At 63.8% G+C, this 16773-nt stretch carries 14 protein-coding genes; 4 read left to right on the forward strand and 10 right to left on the reverse strand.

All coding sequences use genetic code 11. The features are described 5' to 3' along the window. Positions 1–14: 14 nt before the first annotated feature. The 3 genes from BMY31_RS04375 to BMY31_RS04380 form a co-directional block, all read right to left on the reverse strand. Entirely contained in the window at positions 15–1214 is a 1200-nt protein-coding gene (locus BMY31_RS04375) for an amidohydrolase (protein WP_091008629.1), read from the reverse strand. Beyond that, entirely contained in the window at positions 1115–1546 is a 432-nt protein-coding gene (locus tag BMY31_RS09040; RefSeq protein ID WP_143802932.1) for a DeoR family transcriptional regulator, read from the reverse strand. The genes BMY31_RS04375 and BMY31_RS09040 overlap by 100 nt, the downstream gene beginning before the upstream one ends. A gap of 263 nt (positions 1547–1809) precedes the next feature. Continuing rightward, positions 1810–2754, reverse strand: a complete 945-nt coding sequence (locus BMY31_RS04380) for a hypothetical protein (protein WP_143802933.1) — start codon at positions 2752–2754, stop codon at positions 1810–1812. A gap of 397 nt (positions 2755–3151) precedes the next feature. Here BMY31_RS04380 and BMY31_RS04385 point away from each other — a divergent pair, with 397 nt between their 5' ends. After that, positions 3152–4348 carry an IS110 family transposase gene (locus BMY31_RS04385; RefSeq protein WP_091008634.1) on the forward strand — a complete coding sequence of 399 codons (1197 nt, stop codon included), beginning with the start codon at positions 3152–3154 and terminating at the stop codon, positions 4346–4348. 248 nt (positions 4349–4596) lie between these two features. On the opposite strand, the gene BMY31_RS04390 is transcribed toward BMY31_RS04385, so the two are convergent. The 5 genes from BMY31_RS04390 to BMY31_RS04410 form a co-directional block, all read right to left on the reverse strand. Then, positions 4597–4932, reverse strand: coding sequence for a nucleotide pyrophosphohydrolase (locus BMY31_RS04390; RefSeq protein WP_091008637.1), 336 nt, complete (start codon positions 4930–4932; stop codon positions 4597–4599). A gap of 48 nt (positions 4933–4980) precedes the next feature. Further along, positions 4981–7056 carry a DUF2075 domain-containing protein gene (locus BMY31_RS04395; RefSeq protein ID WP_091008641.1) on the reverse strand — a complete coding sequence of 692 codons (2076 nt, stop codon included), beginning with the start codon at positions 7054–7056 and terminating at the stop codon, positions 4981–4983. Between the two features lie 136 nt (positions 7057–7192). Next, positions 7193–8599 carry a sensor domain-containing diguanylate cyclase gene (locus BMY31_RS04400; RefSeq protein WP_180371357.1) on the reverse strand — a complete coding sequence of 469 codons (1407 nt, stop codon included), beginning with the start codon at positions 8597–8599 and terminating at the stop codon, positions 7193–7195. A 191-nt stretch (positions 8600–8790) separates the two neighbouring features. Then, entirely contained in the window at positions 8791–9579 is a 789-nt protein-coding gene (locus BMY31_RS04405) for a dimethylarginine dimethylaminohydrolase family protein (RefSeq protein ID WP_078687056.1), read from the reverse strand. 185 nt (positions 9580–9764) lie between these two features. Further along, positions 9765–10808 carry a Gfo/Idh/MocA family protein gene (locus BMY31_RS04410; protein WP_091008647.1) on the reverse strand — a complete coding sequence of 348 codons (1044 nt, stop codon included), beginning with the start codon at positions 10806–10808 and terminating at the stop codon, positions 9765–9767. A 191-nt stretch (positions 10809–10999) separates the two neighbouring features. Between BMY31_RS04410 and BMY31_RS04415 the strand changes: the two genes are divergently transcribed. After that, positions 11000–12673: an HD-GYP domain-containing protein gene (locus tag BMY31_RS04415; protein WP_091008650.1), complete on the forward strand. Its 1674-nt coding sequence runs from the start codon at positions 11000–11002 to the stop codon at positions 12671–12673. Between the two features lie 40 nt (positions 12674–12713). Here BMY31_RS04415 and BMY31_RS04420 read toward each other — a convergent pair whose 3' ends face one another. Next, on the reverse strand, positions 12714–13622 hold the full coding sequence (locus BMY31_RS04420; RefSeq protein ID WP_078687059.1) for a ketopantoate reductase family protein: 909 nt from the start codon (positions 13620–13622) through the stop codon (positions 12714–12716). Between the two features lie 365 nt (positions 13623–13987). Between BMY31_RS04420 and BMY31_RS04425 the strand changes: the two genes are divergently transcribed. Then, the gene (locus BMY31_RS04425) at positions 13988–15148 is read left to right on the forward strand and encodes an FprA family A-type flavoprotein (RefSeq protein WP_091008653.1); all 1161 of its coding nucleotides are present in this window, start codon (positions 13988–13990) and stop codon (positions 15146–15148) included. Positions 15149–15340: 192 nt separating this feature from the next. Here the strand turns inward: BMY31_RS04425 and BMY31_RS04430 are convergent, their stop codons facing one another. After that, a complete protein-coding gene (locus BMY31_RS04430) occupies positions 15341–16246 on the reverse strand; it encodes a carbon-nitrogen hydrolase family protein (RefSeq protein WP_091008657.1) in 906 nt (301 codons plus the stop codon). Positions 16247–16467: 221 nt separating this feature from the next. On the opposite strand from BMY31_RS04430, the gene BMY31_RS04435 reads away from it, so the two are divergent. Beyond that, positions 16468–16773 (forward strand): helix-turn-helix domain-containing protein (locus BMY31_RS04435; RefSeq protein WP_143802935.1); only part of this gene is annotated, 306 nt, incomplete at its 3' end.

Raw genomic sequence — 16773 nt, forward strand, 5'->3', positions numbered from 1 at the left:
GGGGCGAGACCGGGCTACTGGATGGGAAGGGCGGCAACGGTCTTATCGCCGCCCTCGTAGACCACCCTGCCACCCGAGATCGTGTACAGGACACCCGTGTTGGCGACCTGTCTCACATCGACCTCTGTCAGGTTCTGGCCGAGCACCACCATATCCGCAAGCTTGTCCTTCTCGATAGACCCAATCTTGTCCTCCATGAAGAGGGCCTTGGCGCCGTTGGTCGTGTAGAACTTGATCATGTCCATTACGCTGACGGCCTCGTTGGGGTTGCGCAGCGTCTTGGGATCGTTCTCGCCCTCGTCGAGGGGCGACTGCTGCGTGGCGCCTGCCTGGATTCCAGTAAGGGGACGAACCTCGAGCGTGATGGGATAGTCGACCGACCCTTTCATCACGATGCCCGCATCGAGCATGGTCTTGACGCGGTACTCCTTGGCAAAGCGCTCGGGGCCGAAGTTGGCCTCCTCCATGTACGAGAAGAACGGGTCGTAGTAGAACCACATGGGCTGCATGGCTCCGATGACCTCGAGGTCGGCCATGCGCTGGATGTCCTCATCCCTCATGAGCGTGGCGTGGGCAATCTGGTGGCGGGCGTCACGCTTGCCGTTCTCCTTCTGGGCGTACTCGAAGGCGTCGAGCGACATGTGCACCGCCTCGTCGCCCATGGCGTGGAGCTCGACCTGGTAGCCAGCCTTGTCGGCGATGGCAACGACCTTGTTCAGGGTCTCCTGGTCGGTGTAGGCGGGACCGCAGTAGCCCGCGCCCATCCCCGCGGCCTCCGTATAGGGCTCAGAGAGCGCCGCCGTCGCGCCCTCGGGAACTCCGTCGAGCAGGGCCTTGATGAGCGTAGTCTTCTGCCAGTCGGAATTGTACTTCTGGGCATCATCCAGGCTCTTGACCGCCTCGAGCACGTCGTCCTCCGAGAAGTTCACGAACGGGCCCGCGCTCACGCGCATGCTGAGCTCTCCGGACTTCTCGAGGTCGTTGACCATCTTCCAGACCTTGTCGGACGCGCCGCCGGCCATCTGGAAGGCCGTGATGCCGTAGGAGTTCATCTCGGCCTCGAACTCCTTGAAGGCAGCATAAACCTGCTCATCCGTATACGAGAAGTGCTCCTTCAACACGTCCGTGAGGCTGAAGCAGTCAGAGAGGTAGCCAGTCGGGTTGCCCTCGGTATCACGGATGATCTTTCCTCCGGCGGGGTCCGGCGTATCCATAGCTCGGCAAGCTGGTCATAGGTACTTGTCCCAAGCAACAGCATGCGTGCCGCAAGGAACGGGACTCTTTGACCCGAAGCCATCTCGTTCATCTCGGGCGATGAAAGCAAAGCTTTACTTTGCGCCGCAGTGGCCACGACGCCCAGACCCTGACCGGCGGCTTCGCTCAGCCCAAGTCCGTACCTCGTCAACACGTCCTGAACGGTAGTCAGGTCTCCCCTAATGGTCCGTTCGCTTGTCTCAAAAGACGCGGCGAGCCTCGAGACACTCAAACACTCGCCGTCAAGCAAGCGCCTTACGATTACCGCCTGTCTTTCGTTGAGCACCGTCATTCCAACCGCCTTTCGAAACAGCAACAACGTATGGTCCAGCCACAACGACAGCAATGTTCACGAGCTTCCGCATTTATGCGACAAGTGACTCTTGCCCTGTGAGAGCTCAAGAATTCCGATGCGCAGGGATAATCACGCCTTGGACAACGCGCAGGTTACGAAGCTTTTTCAACTTGACTGGAGTCTTCAACGAAGCGCAAATGTTCGCTTTGGGCGGCACTTTTGAGTTGCACATTTCCGCCTACCGGATGCAATGGCACGACCTACTTCTCTGGAATCTGGGTGTCCAGAAGCTCCAGATCGTTCACGAGCTTGGAGTCCATATCCGAGAAGTCCTCGCTATACGACGTGTAGCTGCCCGTCGGATCGGACGCCATGTTGGTGAACGAGACGTAATCCGTATAGAGGGTCTTCAACGTCTCGTAGGCTTCCTCACAGTCAGTAGGCGGATCAGTGAGCTGAGACATCAGCTCCTTCGTAGTCTTCTGGTTGTCCGTCAACGTGAGCTTTTGCGACTGGAACGCATCGCTTCCAGTCCACTTTCCCAGCGCATCGTTGAAGTCCGTAGAGAAGTAGGGCCTCACCTCTTCGTCCCATGCGCTGGGGTTGCTCTCAAAGATGGCCGAATGCCAAACATTGAGGGTCGTGTTGCCCATGTTCTCAGCAACTGACGCGCCAGAGAGGATGTAGTCACAGGCGGTGTGAAGGTTGTCGATGTAGTCAAGCCTGCGCTCCTCTTCCTTCTGTTCCGCTTCCGCGGCCGCCTTCTCTTCCTCGATGCGAACGCTCTCGTTGTGCGCGTACACCCCACCGCCGATGCCAGCAAGCACAACGACGGCTGCGGCGATGCAGATTGCCACTTTGTTCCTCTTGCTGAGGGGCATCTTGTGCCTTGTCTTGCCCTTGCCCGGCGTTATGGCGACATCTGAAGGAACAGCCTCGGCAGCAGCCGACGACTCTTCACCCTCCCTGCCTATAACGTCTTTCGCGAACTCAAGCTCAGGAGAGCTCGACTCCTCGTTGTCACCATCGCATCCGTCGGCTGCGATGGCCCCGTTCAACGCCATCAGGCTCTCCGGCGGAGAAGTGCTTTGCAGCAAGACCGCATCCTTCATCCAGCCCGGCCGCCTTCTGATCGTCCAAGGCGGCTTCAGACACGGCGTTGGCCATTTCCTCTTTCGGCGCCTCTTCCTCGTGTTCTTGGTCACTCATATCCGTCTCCTCTTCCTAAACAGTAGGGTCACCTCAAGAAGCCAGCCGTCATGCGAGCCACCTGCCCCATCTACGTGACACACGGGTCATACAGGCTTCTTTCAGCTTCTGGCCGGAAGTTATCACTGCGACCGGACATTATTTACAGCAGCTCCCTATGATGGCCTCACCACGGCTTCGGAAACCGGGAGCTGCCGTGGTGCAGGACGTCAACGGATTCGGCATGGCCGCGCCGGACTAACAACCATGTTTCATTATGTGTCGTGCCACCGAATCCGTTGGCCCCCGGATGGCTGATAGGTTGATGATTTGGGCTTCGAGCCCGTCCCATAATGTCCTGCCGAGAGGGCGCCAGCGACGTTCCCCGCCTCCCATTCGAGAAAGGGGGCAGCCATGGAAGCTGCTCACGGCGTCGTTGTGGGATTCGACGTCGGAAGGTACTCCCACCACATGACGGCCATCGACGCCCATGCCGGGGAGGTGACCGCCAGCAAGCCCGTGGGACAGGACGAGTCCGAGATCCGGTCGGCACTCGAACCGTACGCCGGCACCGACGCGATCGCGGTCGTGGACCAGCCTGGTGACCTCTCGTCCCTGCTCTTCGCGGTGGCACGGGAGATGGGCCTGGACGTCGGGTTCATCACGCCCAAGGCGATGGCCAAGGGCATCGACCTCTACGGAGGCGAGGCGAAGACCGACAGGCGCGACTCGTTCGTGATGGCGGACCTCGCGCTCCGCATCCCCTCGCTCGTGCACGGGGTGTCGGCGCGGCGCGGGGACGCGGAGGAGCTCGCCGCGCTCATGTCCTACGACCGAGAGCTCACCGACGACGCGAGGCGCGCCGCCGCGAGGATACACGGGCTCCTGCTCGCGACGTGCCCCGCCCTGAACGGCGTGTTCGCGGGCCAGAGGGTCAAGCGCAGGCTCCCCTTGGCGCTGCTCGCACGGTACGGGGGCGCGAACGGGCTCGCCTCGGCCGGCAAGGGCAGGGTCAGGAGATGGGTCGGTGCCCAGCGCGGGTTCGGGCATAGAGGCCCCCTGTTCGTGGAGGAGGTCTTCTCGGCCATCGCCTCGCAGAGCGTGGAGATCGTGTCCTCGGCCTTCTACGACGAGCTGATCAAGATCGAGGCCGCCTCGCTCAGGTCCGCCCTGGACGCGCGCGAGAGGGTCGGCCGGCGCGTCGACGAGCTGCTCGCGTCCATGCCCGACGCGCGGGTCCTCCTCTCCATGCCCGGGCTCGGGAGGGTCACGGCGGCCACGTTCATCGCCGAGGTCGGGGACATCTCGAGGTTCTCGAGCGCCGCCAAGCTCGCCGCCTACGCGGGGCTCGCGCCGCGCGTGAGACAGTCGGGTCGCTCCCTCAACTCCGTGACGAAGCCCAGGGCCGGCAACAAGAGGCTCAAGAGGGCCTGGGTGCTCTCCGCCGCGAGGTCGATCGACTTCTGCGAGGAGTCGAGGGCGTACTACGACCGCAAGAGGGCCGAGGGGAGGTGCCACTACTCCGCAGTCATAGCGCTTGCCCGTCGCCGCATCAACGTGGCGTACGCGATGTTGCGCGACGGGCAGCGCTTCGAAAGTCGGCTCGGCTAGCCTGATTCCACCCATGCCTAGCCGTCCGCTGCAGCCCCGATTATACAGGGGCTGCGCGTCAGCATGCGCATTCGTCGCCAGCGCCGAAACCACTCGCAAAACCCATCGAGAAATAGGTTGACATTAATTCCCTCTTGTCAGAACCATGTCAAACAGCAGGGGGCGCCTGGCAGTGTTGCCAGACGCCCCCTCGGGAAACGCGTTCCATTTCGGCCTCGCAACTGGGAGGCCAACAGGACTCCCAAGCTTTACAGCTCCGTGTACTTCTTGGAGCTGCCGCGAGCCTTGTCCACGGGATACTTGCGAGCGTTCTTCTGAATCTTGTCATGCATCAGCTGCACGGGGTCCATGCCCAAGCGGTCCGCCAGCAGCAGGCAGTAGATCATCACGTCGGCAAGCTCTTCTCCGATGGATGCCTCCTTGTCCTTGCACTCGAGGTCGGTGCCCGACCACTGGAAGTTCTCCAGGAGCTCCGACGCCTCGAGGCTCACCGAAATGGCGAGGTCCTTGGGGTTGTGGAACTGTCGCCAATCCCTATCGTCTCGAAAGGCCGCCACTTCGGCCTGGACGTCCTCAAATCTCATCGTTCGCTGTCCTTCCGTGGAGAGAACTGCGCACATTTCGCAGCACCGCTACGTCTCCGTCAAGGCGGCCCTTGTGCCCTCCGTCGCCATCTTCTTCAGGTGATTTCGCAGCCCCTCGTCAACCGCAAAGATATACAGGCCGTGGACGCCTCGCTTCAGAAGCACGTTGAGCTCGTTTCTGAGGTTTGCCTCGGGACGGTCGCTGCCATCAATGGCCTTACTGTTCTTGCTCTTGTTCTTGTTGAAGACCACCTTGCCGTCGCGATACTCGACAGACGGGCCGACGATCACGCCAGCAAAGTTCAGGTCGAAGCCCTGGATGGTATAGGTCGACCCGCACTCCCCCAGCGTGTGGTCCTGCTCGGCCCAAGACTTTCCGCGAACGTCCTCTCCCGGTTCGTGCTTCAGCTGATAGTTCCATGGCATACTGAAGAGCCTGCCCTGGGCGCGCAGCTCCTCCCTGCGCTCATCGAGCAAGGGATCCTCGTCAGCAGAGACCCAGCCGACACCCTCCTGGACGATCTCGACGTTCCACGTCTCGCCCTCGGCCGGGGCCTTCCCGTCCTTGTACTCCCAGTCATATGTCGCCAGCACGCGGGAAAGCCCGTGATCCGTGTCGTCCACCATACGACCAGAGGAGTCAAACGTTATTGCCTTGTCCTCGACAGCTCGCTGGAGCTCGAAGGGCGAGTCGAACACCTTGATTTCGTAAGGCCGGTGCCCGTCCGCAGGAGAATCCTTCGGGATGGGCCCGATGCCCCGCCCCGCCGCAAAGTCGTCAATCCACGCGACGACCTCCTCGCACGCGTCGATTCGGTATTGCTGCTCAAGCATGATGTTGGTGACCCGGCAGTCTGCAGGCCCAATTTGCACCGTGCGCTTGAGTCCGACCGTCTTTCCCCCGTCAAAGCGCTCTTTGGGAAAGAGAAGGTCGCGCATCTCCCGCCCGATCTCCTGCTCCTTCCTGAGCACCTGGTTGGGATCATAGACCGCAACGACTACCCGGGCACGACGCATCACGTCGATCAGCATGTTCCTCGACCCGCGGTAACTCTGGTTTCCAGCTGTCAGCAGCAGGTGTGCCTCGTCGATGAGCGCAACGTCCACGGGGTCCGCGGGAAAGTCCTGCCTGTCGAGCCCCTTGCCATGGCCCGACTCGGAATGCTTGTTGATGAACTCGGTGGGCTTCATGACCACCACGCCGCTCTTGCCCTGCAGGCCGAGCCTCAGCATGATCGAGTTGTAGACGGTCACCTGCTCGTTGTGGTTGACAAGCAGGACCGCGGAGCCCTTCTCACGCGCAGACGACTCGTCTTCCTCATAGTCACGAGCACCAAGCTCGGCAAACTCGTTCTGGAGCCGATAGAAGAGGTGACTCAAAAGGACGGTCTTGCCCGTTCCCGCGACCCCCTCGACCAGAATGAGCGCCCCGCCGGGCTGGGCGTCCGACCCAAGCGCAGCCTTGACCTGCTCCAGGATGGTCCCCTCGGCCTCGCGCTGCTCTGGCCCCAGGCAGTGGAACGGCGACGCCTTGAAGATCGCCGAGTCACGAATGATCGACTCCGCAGGGAACAGCTCTGGGTCGTCCCCGTTCAGCTTACGCCAAATCTGGGACGTGAGCCTGGGCAGCTCCTTGCGAGTGTAGTAGTCATCCTGCGGGTTGCCACGAGAGTTGACCAGGCTGACCCGCTGGGCCCCGGAGGCCAGGATGTAGCTCATGAAGGTGTTCTCGAGGTCGAGCGTGAGCGACTTGTTGAAGTGGCTGTGGGCGATGACGTACATGGACGCATCGTCCGCATGGTTGATGACCCGCCACTTCCGACGGTTGCTCTCGGTCTTGTAGCTAGTCTCGTCCGAATAGTGCTCGACGGTGCGCCGCTCGATGGAGTTGGTCTCGCCAACGTAGACAACGAGTTCCTCGGCCTGGCTCCCATGGCCACCACGACCTCGCACGGCGTCCTTAGCGCGAATGATGTAGACGGTTGGGTACCGCTTGAGGTGGCGGCGGTCGCGACCATCAAGCTCGTGGCCCGCCACGTCCTCGCTCACCTCGTCGACCAGCTGGCCGACGACTCCCTCGTCATTTCGGTAGGCGACCTTGATAACAACCGGCGTCTCGGCCACGCGCGTCTCAACTCCCCTGCTCGGACAAATGGTCTCAGCTCGTGCGCCGCGCCCGCCGACCCCCTCGCCGGCACACGAACTCAATCGTATACGTTACCGCCTATGGGACAAGAGGTGCAGCGGTGCCGACAGTCACCTAGCCGTCAAGTTCCGGGTTATAGACGCAGCACTGCTCGGGCGAGCGCTTTGCGCGATAGAGCGCGCGGTCCGCGCAGGAAAGCAGGTCGCGGTCGTAGCCATGCTCGCCAAACGCCACGCCGGCGCTGACGGAAACCACAGGGATGCCGTTATCGCGGATGCTCAGGAGCTGATTGATTGCGTCGACGCGCCTCAGGAGCTTGCCTTGAAAGGAGGACGGGCAGTCGCGAAGTATGACGGCGAACTCGTCGCCGCCCAAGCGGATCACCTTGTCGCCCGAGCGCATGCTCGACACGAGGGCACGGGCGACCGCACGCAGGACGTCGTCCCCCACGCCATGGCCGAAGCGGTCGTTTATTCCCTTGAATTTGTCGACGTCGAGCAGCACGACCGCAAGCGGGTCGGAGCAGGAGCGTAGCTCAACCATCAGCGAATCGAGCGCAGAGCGGTTGAGCAGGCCCGTGAGGGCGTCGTGCTCGGCCCTATACGAGGCGAGCTCCAGGCTTCGCTTCGCCTCGTCGATGTCCTCGATCGAGAAGAGCACCTTTGCCGGCAGCCCCCGCTCGTCGCGCTCGACGACGATGACGCGCGCCATGACCCAGCCGACCTCGCCCGTCAGGTACTGCATGGAAACATCGTCCCTGTCGCACAGCGTCCGACGTAGGTTGTCGATGTCCAAAAAGGCATGCACCTGCTTGAGGTACATGGGATCGACCGTCCCGTCGATGGCAAGGGGAATCTCGGACAGAGGCCCGACGCGAGACTTGGCGCGCCACGAATGAAGGCCGTTCTCCACCTCGTGGTAGAGGCCAGCCTCGAAATCCCAGAGGTACATGCCCACGTAAACGGACCTGAGGGCCGCGACCATCCGCTGCTCGAGTCCCTCGCGCCTATCTATGTGGTTCGCAACGTAGAGCGCGACCGTCCGGAGCACAACGTAGTCACCATCCAGCAAGGAGGGATTGTCGACGGTCAGGTAGCCCGCCAGGCGCTTACCCGTCCAGAGCGGCGCGATCAGGAGACTCTCGAGGCCCCAGACCTCCAGCAGGCGGCACTTCTGGGGAGACTCCTTGCCAGAGTGGCACGCCCCCCTGCTGATGAGCGAGACGCAGTCGTCGGCCATGGTCTCGGACCAGGCCGAGAAGTCCACCGCTCGCATGCCGTCAAGCTCGTCGAGCTGGCTGGGGACGCCCTCTCGGCACCACTCGCACGCGTCCTCCACAGAACCGCTTGCATGATCGAACTCGAAAACGTATGCGCGGTCACCGCCGTAGTGCTCGCCCAGAGCGGCCAGAATCTCTTGAATGGCATCGTCGGTATCGAATCCGTGGCTCAGCGCATCCAGGCAGCGCTGCAGCGAGCCTTTGATCCGCGAGTCGCTGGACTTGGCAGAAACGTCTTCCATACAGCCTCCCTGTAAAGAGTCGGCCGACCTCATACAGAAGGATATCCCCCGCCCGTCCTCAGCTGCACCGAGGCCCGGGCGCCAATCCATCGAGCGCAACAACACATCCGCCTGCGGCCATCGCACGTGGCCGCCATCCGGCTGCGGCTGCTCCGCCGGATGCCGCGAGCAAGCGCGGGCGAGGCGCTTCTCTACCAGCGAAGTGACAGGCAGGTGATGCTGCCGTCAATCTTGCGGTACTCGCTCATGTCAACGGTGGCGACGTCGTAGCCCCACTCCTCGAGCTGCGCCTGCACGCGCGGGTAGCCGGCGGCCATGATGACCTTGTCGTTGATGCGGACGCAGTCTGCGCCGTAGGCCTCCTCGTCGGGAACCTCGAAGACGTTCCTGAACTGGCCGCGGCGGTACGCCGGCGCGGCCTTGAACTCGCCGGAGACCAGCAGGTTGCCGTCCTCGACGTAGGTGCCGCCGGTCTTGAGGTGCAGGATGTGCTCGACGGGCACCTGCTCGGCGGTGTAGCCCCACTCAGCCAGGAAGCCGGCGAACTGGCGGAAGCCCTCGTCGTTGGTGCGCGACGAGCGCCCCACGTAGTAGTGGTCGTCCACCATCATGACGTCGCCACCCTCGAGCGTGGCCGGCGCGCTCAGCCGCTTGATCTGGTCGGGCGAGAAGAATTCCCTCAGCGTCGGCAGCATGAGCTCCGCCTCCGCGCGGCGGCTGTCGGTCGCAGGAATGTCCACCACGACGCCCTTGGGCGTGATGACGCAGGTGTCCTCGACGAAGACGCTGTCCGGATAGCCCTCGAGCGCGGGGAGCACCGTCACCTCGACGCCCGCGCCCTCTAGGGCCGCAACGTAGTCGTCGTGCTGCTCGAGCGCCAGCTCGTAGTCAGGCTTGCCCAGCTGGGGGTTGGTGGTGATGCCCTCTATCAGACGCCTGCACGGGCGGCGGACGATCGCGTGCGAGAAGTTGCTGGCCATGGGTCTTCCTTCCTCTGCCATGCCTGCCGAGGAGCCCGTCCCCGGCGTCGGTTTGACGTGCGAAGCATACGACTCGCCCGGCGCCAGGCCCGCCGCGCAGGCGCGGGAGTTACGAATTCGATACGCAGCACCATCCGTCCGGCGGACGTCACGTCGCCGCGTACGGCATCGCCCGCAGCAAAGCGCTATCGGGCACGGGGAAAGCCCGCACGCACGGCATCCAGGATCTGGGCGCAGCGCACGGACGCACCGTGCGGCATGACCGGCGACTCGACAGTGCCCGTGCGCACCATCCGGTTGAAGTGCTCGAGCTCGCCGAAGAAGTCGTCCACCACGTAGGGCGCGTCGATGCGCCGTGGCTCCTCCCCCGCGACCAGGACCGTGGCGGCCTGGGGGCGGTGCAGGTCCTCCACCACGATGCGGCCGCGCTCTCCCACGATCTCGCAGCGGCGCGGCTTGGCCCTGTCCATGGCGCACTCGAGCAACGCGGGAACGCCACCCAGCTTGAGTCGAGCGCCCACGTAGGCGTCGACGGTCGCGCCGCCATCGTCGCAGCCCCGGGCGGGAACGGTGGCGACGTCGACGGACTCGAGCGCGATCGCTCCGGGAAGAAGTGCCTCCAGCCACGAGGCGCAGTATATCCCGCAGTCCAGAAGCGTCCCTCCCTGCACGGAATCGAAGATGTAGCTGCTATTTGAGTCGCGGAAGTGCTGCAGCGCGTCGTTGCACAGGCTCGCCTCGACCGAGCGCACCCTGCCGACGACGCCGACCGAGACCTCCCGCATGACCTCTCGCGCCGCGGGAGTGAAGCGCGCCTTCATGGCCTCCATGAAGGGCACCCCGGCCTCGCGCGCGGCGGCCGTGATACGCCGGGCGTCCTCGGAGCTCAGGGCCAGGGGCTTCTCGCACAGCACGGGCTTTCCGGCAGAGAGGGCCCTCAGGCACCACTCAAGGTGCATGCCGTGGGGAAGCGCAAGGTAGACCGCATCGACCCTGGAGTCGGCCAGCAGCTCGTCGTGGCTTCCGTAGCCACGGGCGCCCGCAGCCCCAACCTGGTCCAAGAACACGTCGGCCCGCTCCTTGGTCCGACGGCTCGCGGCCACTAGGACGCTGTCCTCGGACGCCGCGACGCTCGCGGCAAAGCGACGGGCGATCCCGCCCGCGCCCAGGATGCCCCAGCGAACCGGCGCGAGGCACCTCCCCCTTGGCATTTCCTGCGTCTTTGGCATGGCCGCCCCCTTCTGTCAGGCCACCCGTGCGAACAAGTCTCTCTGTCGCATGGTACCCCAGGGCGTTCGGCAGAAAAACCTGCTACGGAAACGCGATAGTCAGACTATCATTATTTGGCCGATTACGGTAACATTTTTACGAACGGGGTCTTTTGTCAAACCCCTCAAGGCGGGAGTCGGGTAAGACAGAAATGGACACGCTCAAGCGCTATTGGCGCGACCTACATGAGTCAATCTACGTCGGCGTCGCCGAGCGGGTCATCTGCAACGTCACGGCCGTCGTCGCAGTCGTGATCACCCTGTTCGCCCTCGTGTCGGTCATCCTCAACGTCGCCACAGGCAGACGCGAGATGATGCTCAGCGGTGTGATCTTCACCTTCTGCGGGGCCATAGCGACCTGGCTGAGCGCCATCAAGAGGAGCCGCTTCGCCGCATCCTTGCTCATCCTGGTCACTTGCGCCCTCGGATTCACCTACTACGCCATCCAAGGCTCCAACAACGGATTCGCCATTCTCTGGGTCATGCTGCTTCCCCTGGGAACCATGTACTTCTGCGACGTCATCGTGGGAGTCTACGCGTCGCTCCTGTTCGAGCTCCTGTTCGTCGTCCTGTTCTGGTCGCCACTCAGCGCGTACGTGTCCTCCAACTACACGACGACCTTCGTCACGCACTTCCCGATCCTGTTCCTGCTCAACGTGATCATGAGCGCCTGCGCCATGATCGAGTACCACCTGAGCGCCCTGGGCCGCCTGCGCATCGCCAACGGCCTGCACGACGAGGTGGAGCGCCTGACCCGCAAGGACCGCGAGCGCCTGCGGCAGATGGAGCTCATGAGCGAGGAAGCTGTCCAGACGCTGGCGACCGTGGTCGATGCCAAGGACCGCTACACGCAGGGCCACTCCCACCGCGTCGCGGAATACTCGGTGCTTCTCGCCCGCGAGCTGGGCCTTCCCGAAGACGAGGTCAATGTGCTGCGCCTCGAGGCGCTCCTGCACGACGTGGGCAAGATCGGCATCCCCGACACCATCCTCAACAAGCCCGGCAGCCTGACCGAGATCGAGTACGGCATCATCCAGTCCCACACCGAGCAGGGCGCCGACATCCTGTCGCACGCCAGCACCATCCCAGGAGCCAAAGACGTCGCTCTGAGCCACCACGAGCGCTACGACGGGAAGGGCTACCCCCATCGCCTTAGCGGAGAAGAGATTCCGCCGCACGCCCGGCTCGTCTGCGTGTGCGACGCCTACGACGCCATGCGCTCGGACCGCATCTACCGAAACGCCATCCCCATCGAGACGGTGCGCGAGCGCATGGTCGAGGGCCGCGGCGCGCAGTTCGACCCCACTTACCTGGACGCCTTCATCCGGCTCCTGGACGGCGGCGCGCTTGCGGCCGTCGAGTCGAAGCAGGTCGTGGAATCACCCCTCTACAGCGACGAGAGCCCGGACTCGCTCAGGATGGTCGACGAGTTCCTCTCGCACGTGGTCGCCACCGACAAGCGCAACGCCTACAGCATCTCGCGCGACGAGTTTGCCGAGCTCTGCGCCTGCATGCGCACCATCAGCAGGTGCCAGGGGCGCGAGCTGACGCCCATCATGGTGAGCCTGAGGCCGCGCGAGGGAGCCAGCGTGAACATCAATCGCGAGAAGAACGCGGTCAACGCGATGGAGCTCGCCATCCGCAAGACGGCGGACACCGAGGTCATCTGTGCTACCTGCTCGCAGACCCAGACCATCGCCCTCTTCCCCAGGACCGAGGGGCAAGGCGACGTGAAGGTCCTCATGGAGCATGTCTTCTCGAACTTCTACAAGATCTTCGACGGCAGCGAGTTCGAGCTCGACTACGAGGTCTTCGAGGCGGAGTAGCGCACGGGCAGGCCCCTGCCAGCGGACGGCCAGTAGCGCCCTAGTAGGCAGCCTCTATCTGACGCATGCGCTCCAACAGCCAGCGGTTGGCGGGCACCAGGATGCCATGGCGCTCGGCGCGGCGAATCACCTCTCCGGCAAACTCGTCCACCTCGCTGGGCACGCGGTTGATGCGGTCCTGTCCCATCGAGGGCGTCGATCCCTGGTCAAGCCCGAGCTCAAGCTCGATGGACACGTTTATGACGTGGTCGTCCAGCTCCACGCCCTCGGCGCGGGCGAGCGCGACGACCTCACGCATGGCGGCGACGAGCATGCGGAAGGGCTCTGCCGCCTGGTCTCCCAGGATGCCTCCGTAGGGAAGGCCATATGCGGCACAGCATTGGTTGATGCCCACGTTGAGCACGAACTTCTCCCACATGGTGCGCCTGATGTCGTTCTCCGCCACAAGCGGGATTCCAGCACGGCCCATGAGCTCGCGCGCACGCTCGAACGTGGCGGCCGGGGTCCGCTCGAAGCGGCCTACGTGCAGGGCGCCGGGCTTGGTGTAGCTCAGGTCGCAGCCATAGCGCGCGGCGTCCATCCCCCTCGCCACGCAGGGGACGACGCGCTCCCAGCCAAAGCGCCCGGCGATGACCTCCTCGCTGCGCACTCCGTTGAGGACCGACACGATGGGCGTGTCGTCGCGAAGGAGCGGGCCCATCAGGTCGAGCGCCGCGGAGAGCCCGGTCGCCTTCGTCGCGACGATGACGAGGTCGGCCTTGCCCGCCCGCTCGGGAGTGGCGTCGGCAAAGTCTCGCGGCTGCCCGTTGACGGTGTAGGCGTCCTTTGCGTGGCGCGCCAGGCGGGCCGCGTCCATAACGAACACCACGGCGTCCCGCCCGAGCTCCGAGCAGACCGCGTCCGCATACAGAAGGCCCAGTGCCCCCTTGCCGACGATTGCGATGCGCATGCTGGACTCCCCCCGCGGCGCAAGCGCGCCGCCCTCGACTCATCGGCACAAGCCTACGCCACGTACCGCGACTGACGCCAGAGTGCACGCCCAAGCGTTGCCAAGGCGAAATCTGCCTGCCAGACGCAGGCCGTCAGCCGCACGCAAGCCGTGTACCAGCGCGAGCGGAACGCCCGGACCAGAGGCCTCGCCGCACAGCCGTCTGTCGCAAAGCTGACGGATAGAGAAAACCGTGAGTTCGCGAGTAGTACCCTTAAGGGCACGGGCTCACGGGAGGGCAGCCCAAGCCCCTCTCGCACGTCCAAGCAACAGCCTCGCGCGCAGCCGCGCGCGACACAACCCATTCGGACGAGAGGGGCTCTACCATGCAGATTGCAGACGGCATTCACTACATTGGCGTAAACGACCACGACATCGACCTGTTCGAGGGGCAGTTCGTCGTGCCCGACGGCATGGCCTACAACTCGTATGCCATCGTCGACCAGAAGATCGCCGTTATGGACAGCGTCGACCAGCACTTCGGTCAGGAGTGGATCCAGAATCTTGAGACGGCGCTCGACGGCCGCGAGCCGGACTACCTCATCGTCCAGCACATGGAGCCTGACCACAGCGCGAACGTCTCGCTGTTCATGGAGCGCTACCCCCAGGCGACGGTCGTCGCGAGCGTCGGCGCCTTCAACATGATGGCCAACTACTTCGGCACCAAGTACGAGGGCCGCAACATGGTCATCAAGGAGGGCAGCACGCTCAGCCTGGGCACGCACGAGCTCAGCTTCGTAGCGGCGCCCCTGGTCCACTGGCCCGAGGTCATGTTCACCTACGACGCGACGGCGAAGGTGCTCTTCTCGGCCGACGCCTTCGGCAAGTTCGGCGCGCTCGACGTGGAGCAGGACTGGGACTGCGAGGCCAGGCGCTACTACTTCGGCATCGTCGGCAAGTTTGGCAAGAACGTCCAGGCGGTGCTCAAGAAGGTGGCGCCCCTGGACATCCAGACCATCTGCCCGCTGCACGGTCCCGTGCTCTCGGGCGACCTCACGCACTACCTGAGCCAGTACGACACCTGGTCCAGCTACGGCGTCGAGACGCCGGGCGTCGTAATCGCCTACACGAGCGTCTACGGGCACACCAGGCAGACGGTCGAGGAGCTCGCCGCGGCGCTTAGCAAGAAGGGCGCGCAGCGCGTGGTCGTGACCGACCTCGCCCGCGACGACCAGGCCGAGGCCCTGGAGGACGCCTTCCGTCACAGCGTGCTGGTGCTTGCGACCACCACCTACAACGGCGGCTTCTTCCCCACCATGCACGAGTTCGTGAGCCGCCTTGTGGACCACAACTTCCAGAGGCGCACCGTCGCCTTCGTCCAGAACGGCTCGTGGATGCCGGCCGCCGCGAAGGGCATGCGCGCCCTGTTGGAGCAGTGCGCCGGTATCGACTTCGCTCAGAACGTCGTGACCGTCAAGGGCTCCCTCGACGACGAGTCGCGCGCGCAGATCGACGCCCTCGCCGACGAGCTGGTTGCCAAGATCTAGCCACCCCGGACCCGGACGCGGCCGAATGGCAGGCAAGGGGCGCCAGCATGCGGGCCGATGGAGGCGCGACCCGACCAAACGCAAGAATAAAGAGGACGGCGCGGCAGTCCCGGATGGGAGCGCCACGCCGTCCTCCCCCGCTGAGGGATGCGGGTTATCCTAGAGGCAAGCTGGGGGCGAGAAGGGGTTCGCTTACTTGCCGTAGGACTCGTCTGAGCAGATCTCCTCGAACCACTTCTTGTAGAGATCCGGTCGCCAGTCGGTTCCACCGACGGAGGGGTTGTGCTTGTAGAGGAACCTCGTCGCGAGCGAGAGGTCGATTGTGGCGGTGTACATGGCCTCCTCGTCGGAGCCGGGCGCGACGAACGGGCCACCCGCGTAGTAGTGATAGTCCCAGGTGCCCTTACCCGGGCCGAGGACGGAGCTTCCGTCCCAGAACCAGTTGTCCTTGTCGAGGCCGGCCAGGTTCGCGCTCGCAATGAAGATGCCCTCGCGGATGACCTGCGCGTGGATGGTGTCGTCCATCAGGTGCTCGCCGTGGGCGTGGCACACGGCCGTGGGGTTGAGGTAGAGCCTGCAGCCCTTGGCGACATAGTAGTCCATCAGCTCTGGGAAGCAGTAGGTGTCGTAGCAGATGGCGATGCCCACCGGACCCCACGGGGTGTCCAGGATGAAGGGCTTGTCGCCGCGCGTCGCCCAGTTGGGCTCCGGAGCCGGCAGGTGAATCTTATGGTAGGAGCCCACGAGGCCCTCGGGCGAGAAGACCGCGAGGCCGTTGTAGACGACGTCGGACTTCTCGTCGTCGCGGATGGGCATGCCGAAGACCACGTAGAGGCCGAGCTCCTTGGCCTTTGCGGCGACGATCTCGCTGGTGGGGCCAGGCACGGTCTCGGCGAGCTTGTGCTGCATCTTCTCCGCGACGGGAACGTCGGGCTCGTCATCGTAGCTGGTCAGGGCCATCTCGGGAAGGAGCAGGAGGTCAGAGCCCTTCTTGGCAGCGGCCTCCATGTAGCCCAGGATGCGGTTGAGGTTGCGCTCCTTGTCGCCCCATTCGGCGTGGAACGCAACGGTCGATATGGTGATGATGTCCTTGTACATAACTACCCCTTCCGTCGTACGTCAGAACGTGACTACAGGTATAGGGGTCTGGCATTGCGCGAGGGTTAGGCCACCGTTTCGCCAAGCTCGCAGCGTCGTAAAGCGCATCTCTCGCCTGCGTTGCGGCCAATCGACGCAAACGTTACAAAAAAGGGAGGCCCGACCGTTTTGAACTGAACCGCCTCCCTTTTCTTGGACATGAGAAAAGGGAGGCTTCTTTCATGACCCGAAGAACTTTGTACGACGCCGCCACGAGGTCGAAAGCCGCCGAGCTCTACGACGCGGGGAACGGTGTCAAAGCCATCTCCAGCCTGATCGGTGTTCCCTACGAGGCCGTGAGAAAATGGATCGACACGTACAGATCCGTCGGCATCGAGGGGCTGACAGACATGGGAAAGAAATACGCCGTCTACTCATATGAGACCAAGGTCGCCGCCGCGCGCGCCGTCGTCGACGAGGGCATGACGAAGCCCGAGGCCATGGAGAGGTTCGGCATAGCCTCGACGACCCCGTTGAAGGACTGGATG

This window comes from Parafannyhessea umbonata, assembly GCF_900111255.1.
In the GTDB taxonomy this organism is placed as follows: Bacteria; Actinomycetota; Coriobacteriia; order Coriobacteriales; family Atopobiaceae; genus Olsenella_J; species Olsenella_J umbonata_A.

Excerpts from the sequence above, each read along its gene's own strand:
- BMY31_RS04425 (WP_091008653.1), top strand. The coding sequence starts at position 13,988 with ATGCAGATTGCAGACGGCATTCACTACATTGGCGTAAACGACCACGAC.
- BMY31_RS04405 (WP_078687056.1), bottom strand. The coding sequence starts at position 9,579 with ATGGCCAGCAACTTCTCGCACGCGATCGTCCGCCGCCCGTGCAGGCGT.
- BMY31_RS04415 (WP_091008650.1), top strand. The coding sequence starts at position 11,000 with ATGGACACGCTCAAGCGCTATTGGCGCGACCTACATGAGTCAATCTAC.
- BMY31_RS09040 (WP_143802932.1), bottom strand. The coding sequence starts at position 1,546 with ATGACGGTGCTCAACGAAAGACAGGCGGTAATCGTAAGGCGCTTGCTT.
- BMY31_RS04410 (WP_091008647.1), bottom strand. The coding sequence starts at position 10,808 with ATGCCAAAGACGCAGGAAATGCCAAGGGGGAGGTGCCTCGCGCCGGTT.
- BMY31_RS04430 (WP_091008657.1), bottom strand. The coding sequence starts at position 16,246 with ATGTACAAGGACATCATCACCATATCGACCGTTGCGTTCCACGCCGAA.
- BMY31_RS04390 (WP_091008637.1), bottom strand. The coding sequence starts at position 4,932 with ATGAGATTTGAGGACGTCCAGGCCGAAGTGGCGGCCTTTCGAGACGAT.
- BMY31_RS04420 (WP_078687059.1), bottom strand. The coding sequence starts at position 13,622 with ATGCGCATCGCAATCGTCGGCAAGGGGGCACTGGGCCTTCTGTATGCG.
- BMY31_RS04400 (WP_180371357.1), bottom strand. The coding sequence starts at position 8,599 with ATGGAAGACGTTTCTGCCAAGTCCAGCGACTCGCGGATCAAAGGCTCG.
- BMY31_RS04375 (WP_091008629.1), bottom strand. The coding sequence starts at position 1,214 with ATGGATACGCCGGACCCCGCCGGAGGAAAGATCATCCGTGATACCGAG.
- BMY31_RS04385 (WP_091008634.1), top strand. The coding sequence starts at position 3,152 with ATGGAAGCTGCTCACGGCGTCGTTGTGGGATTCGACGTCGGAAGGTAC.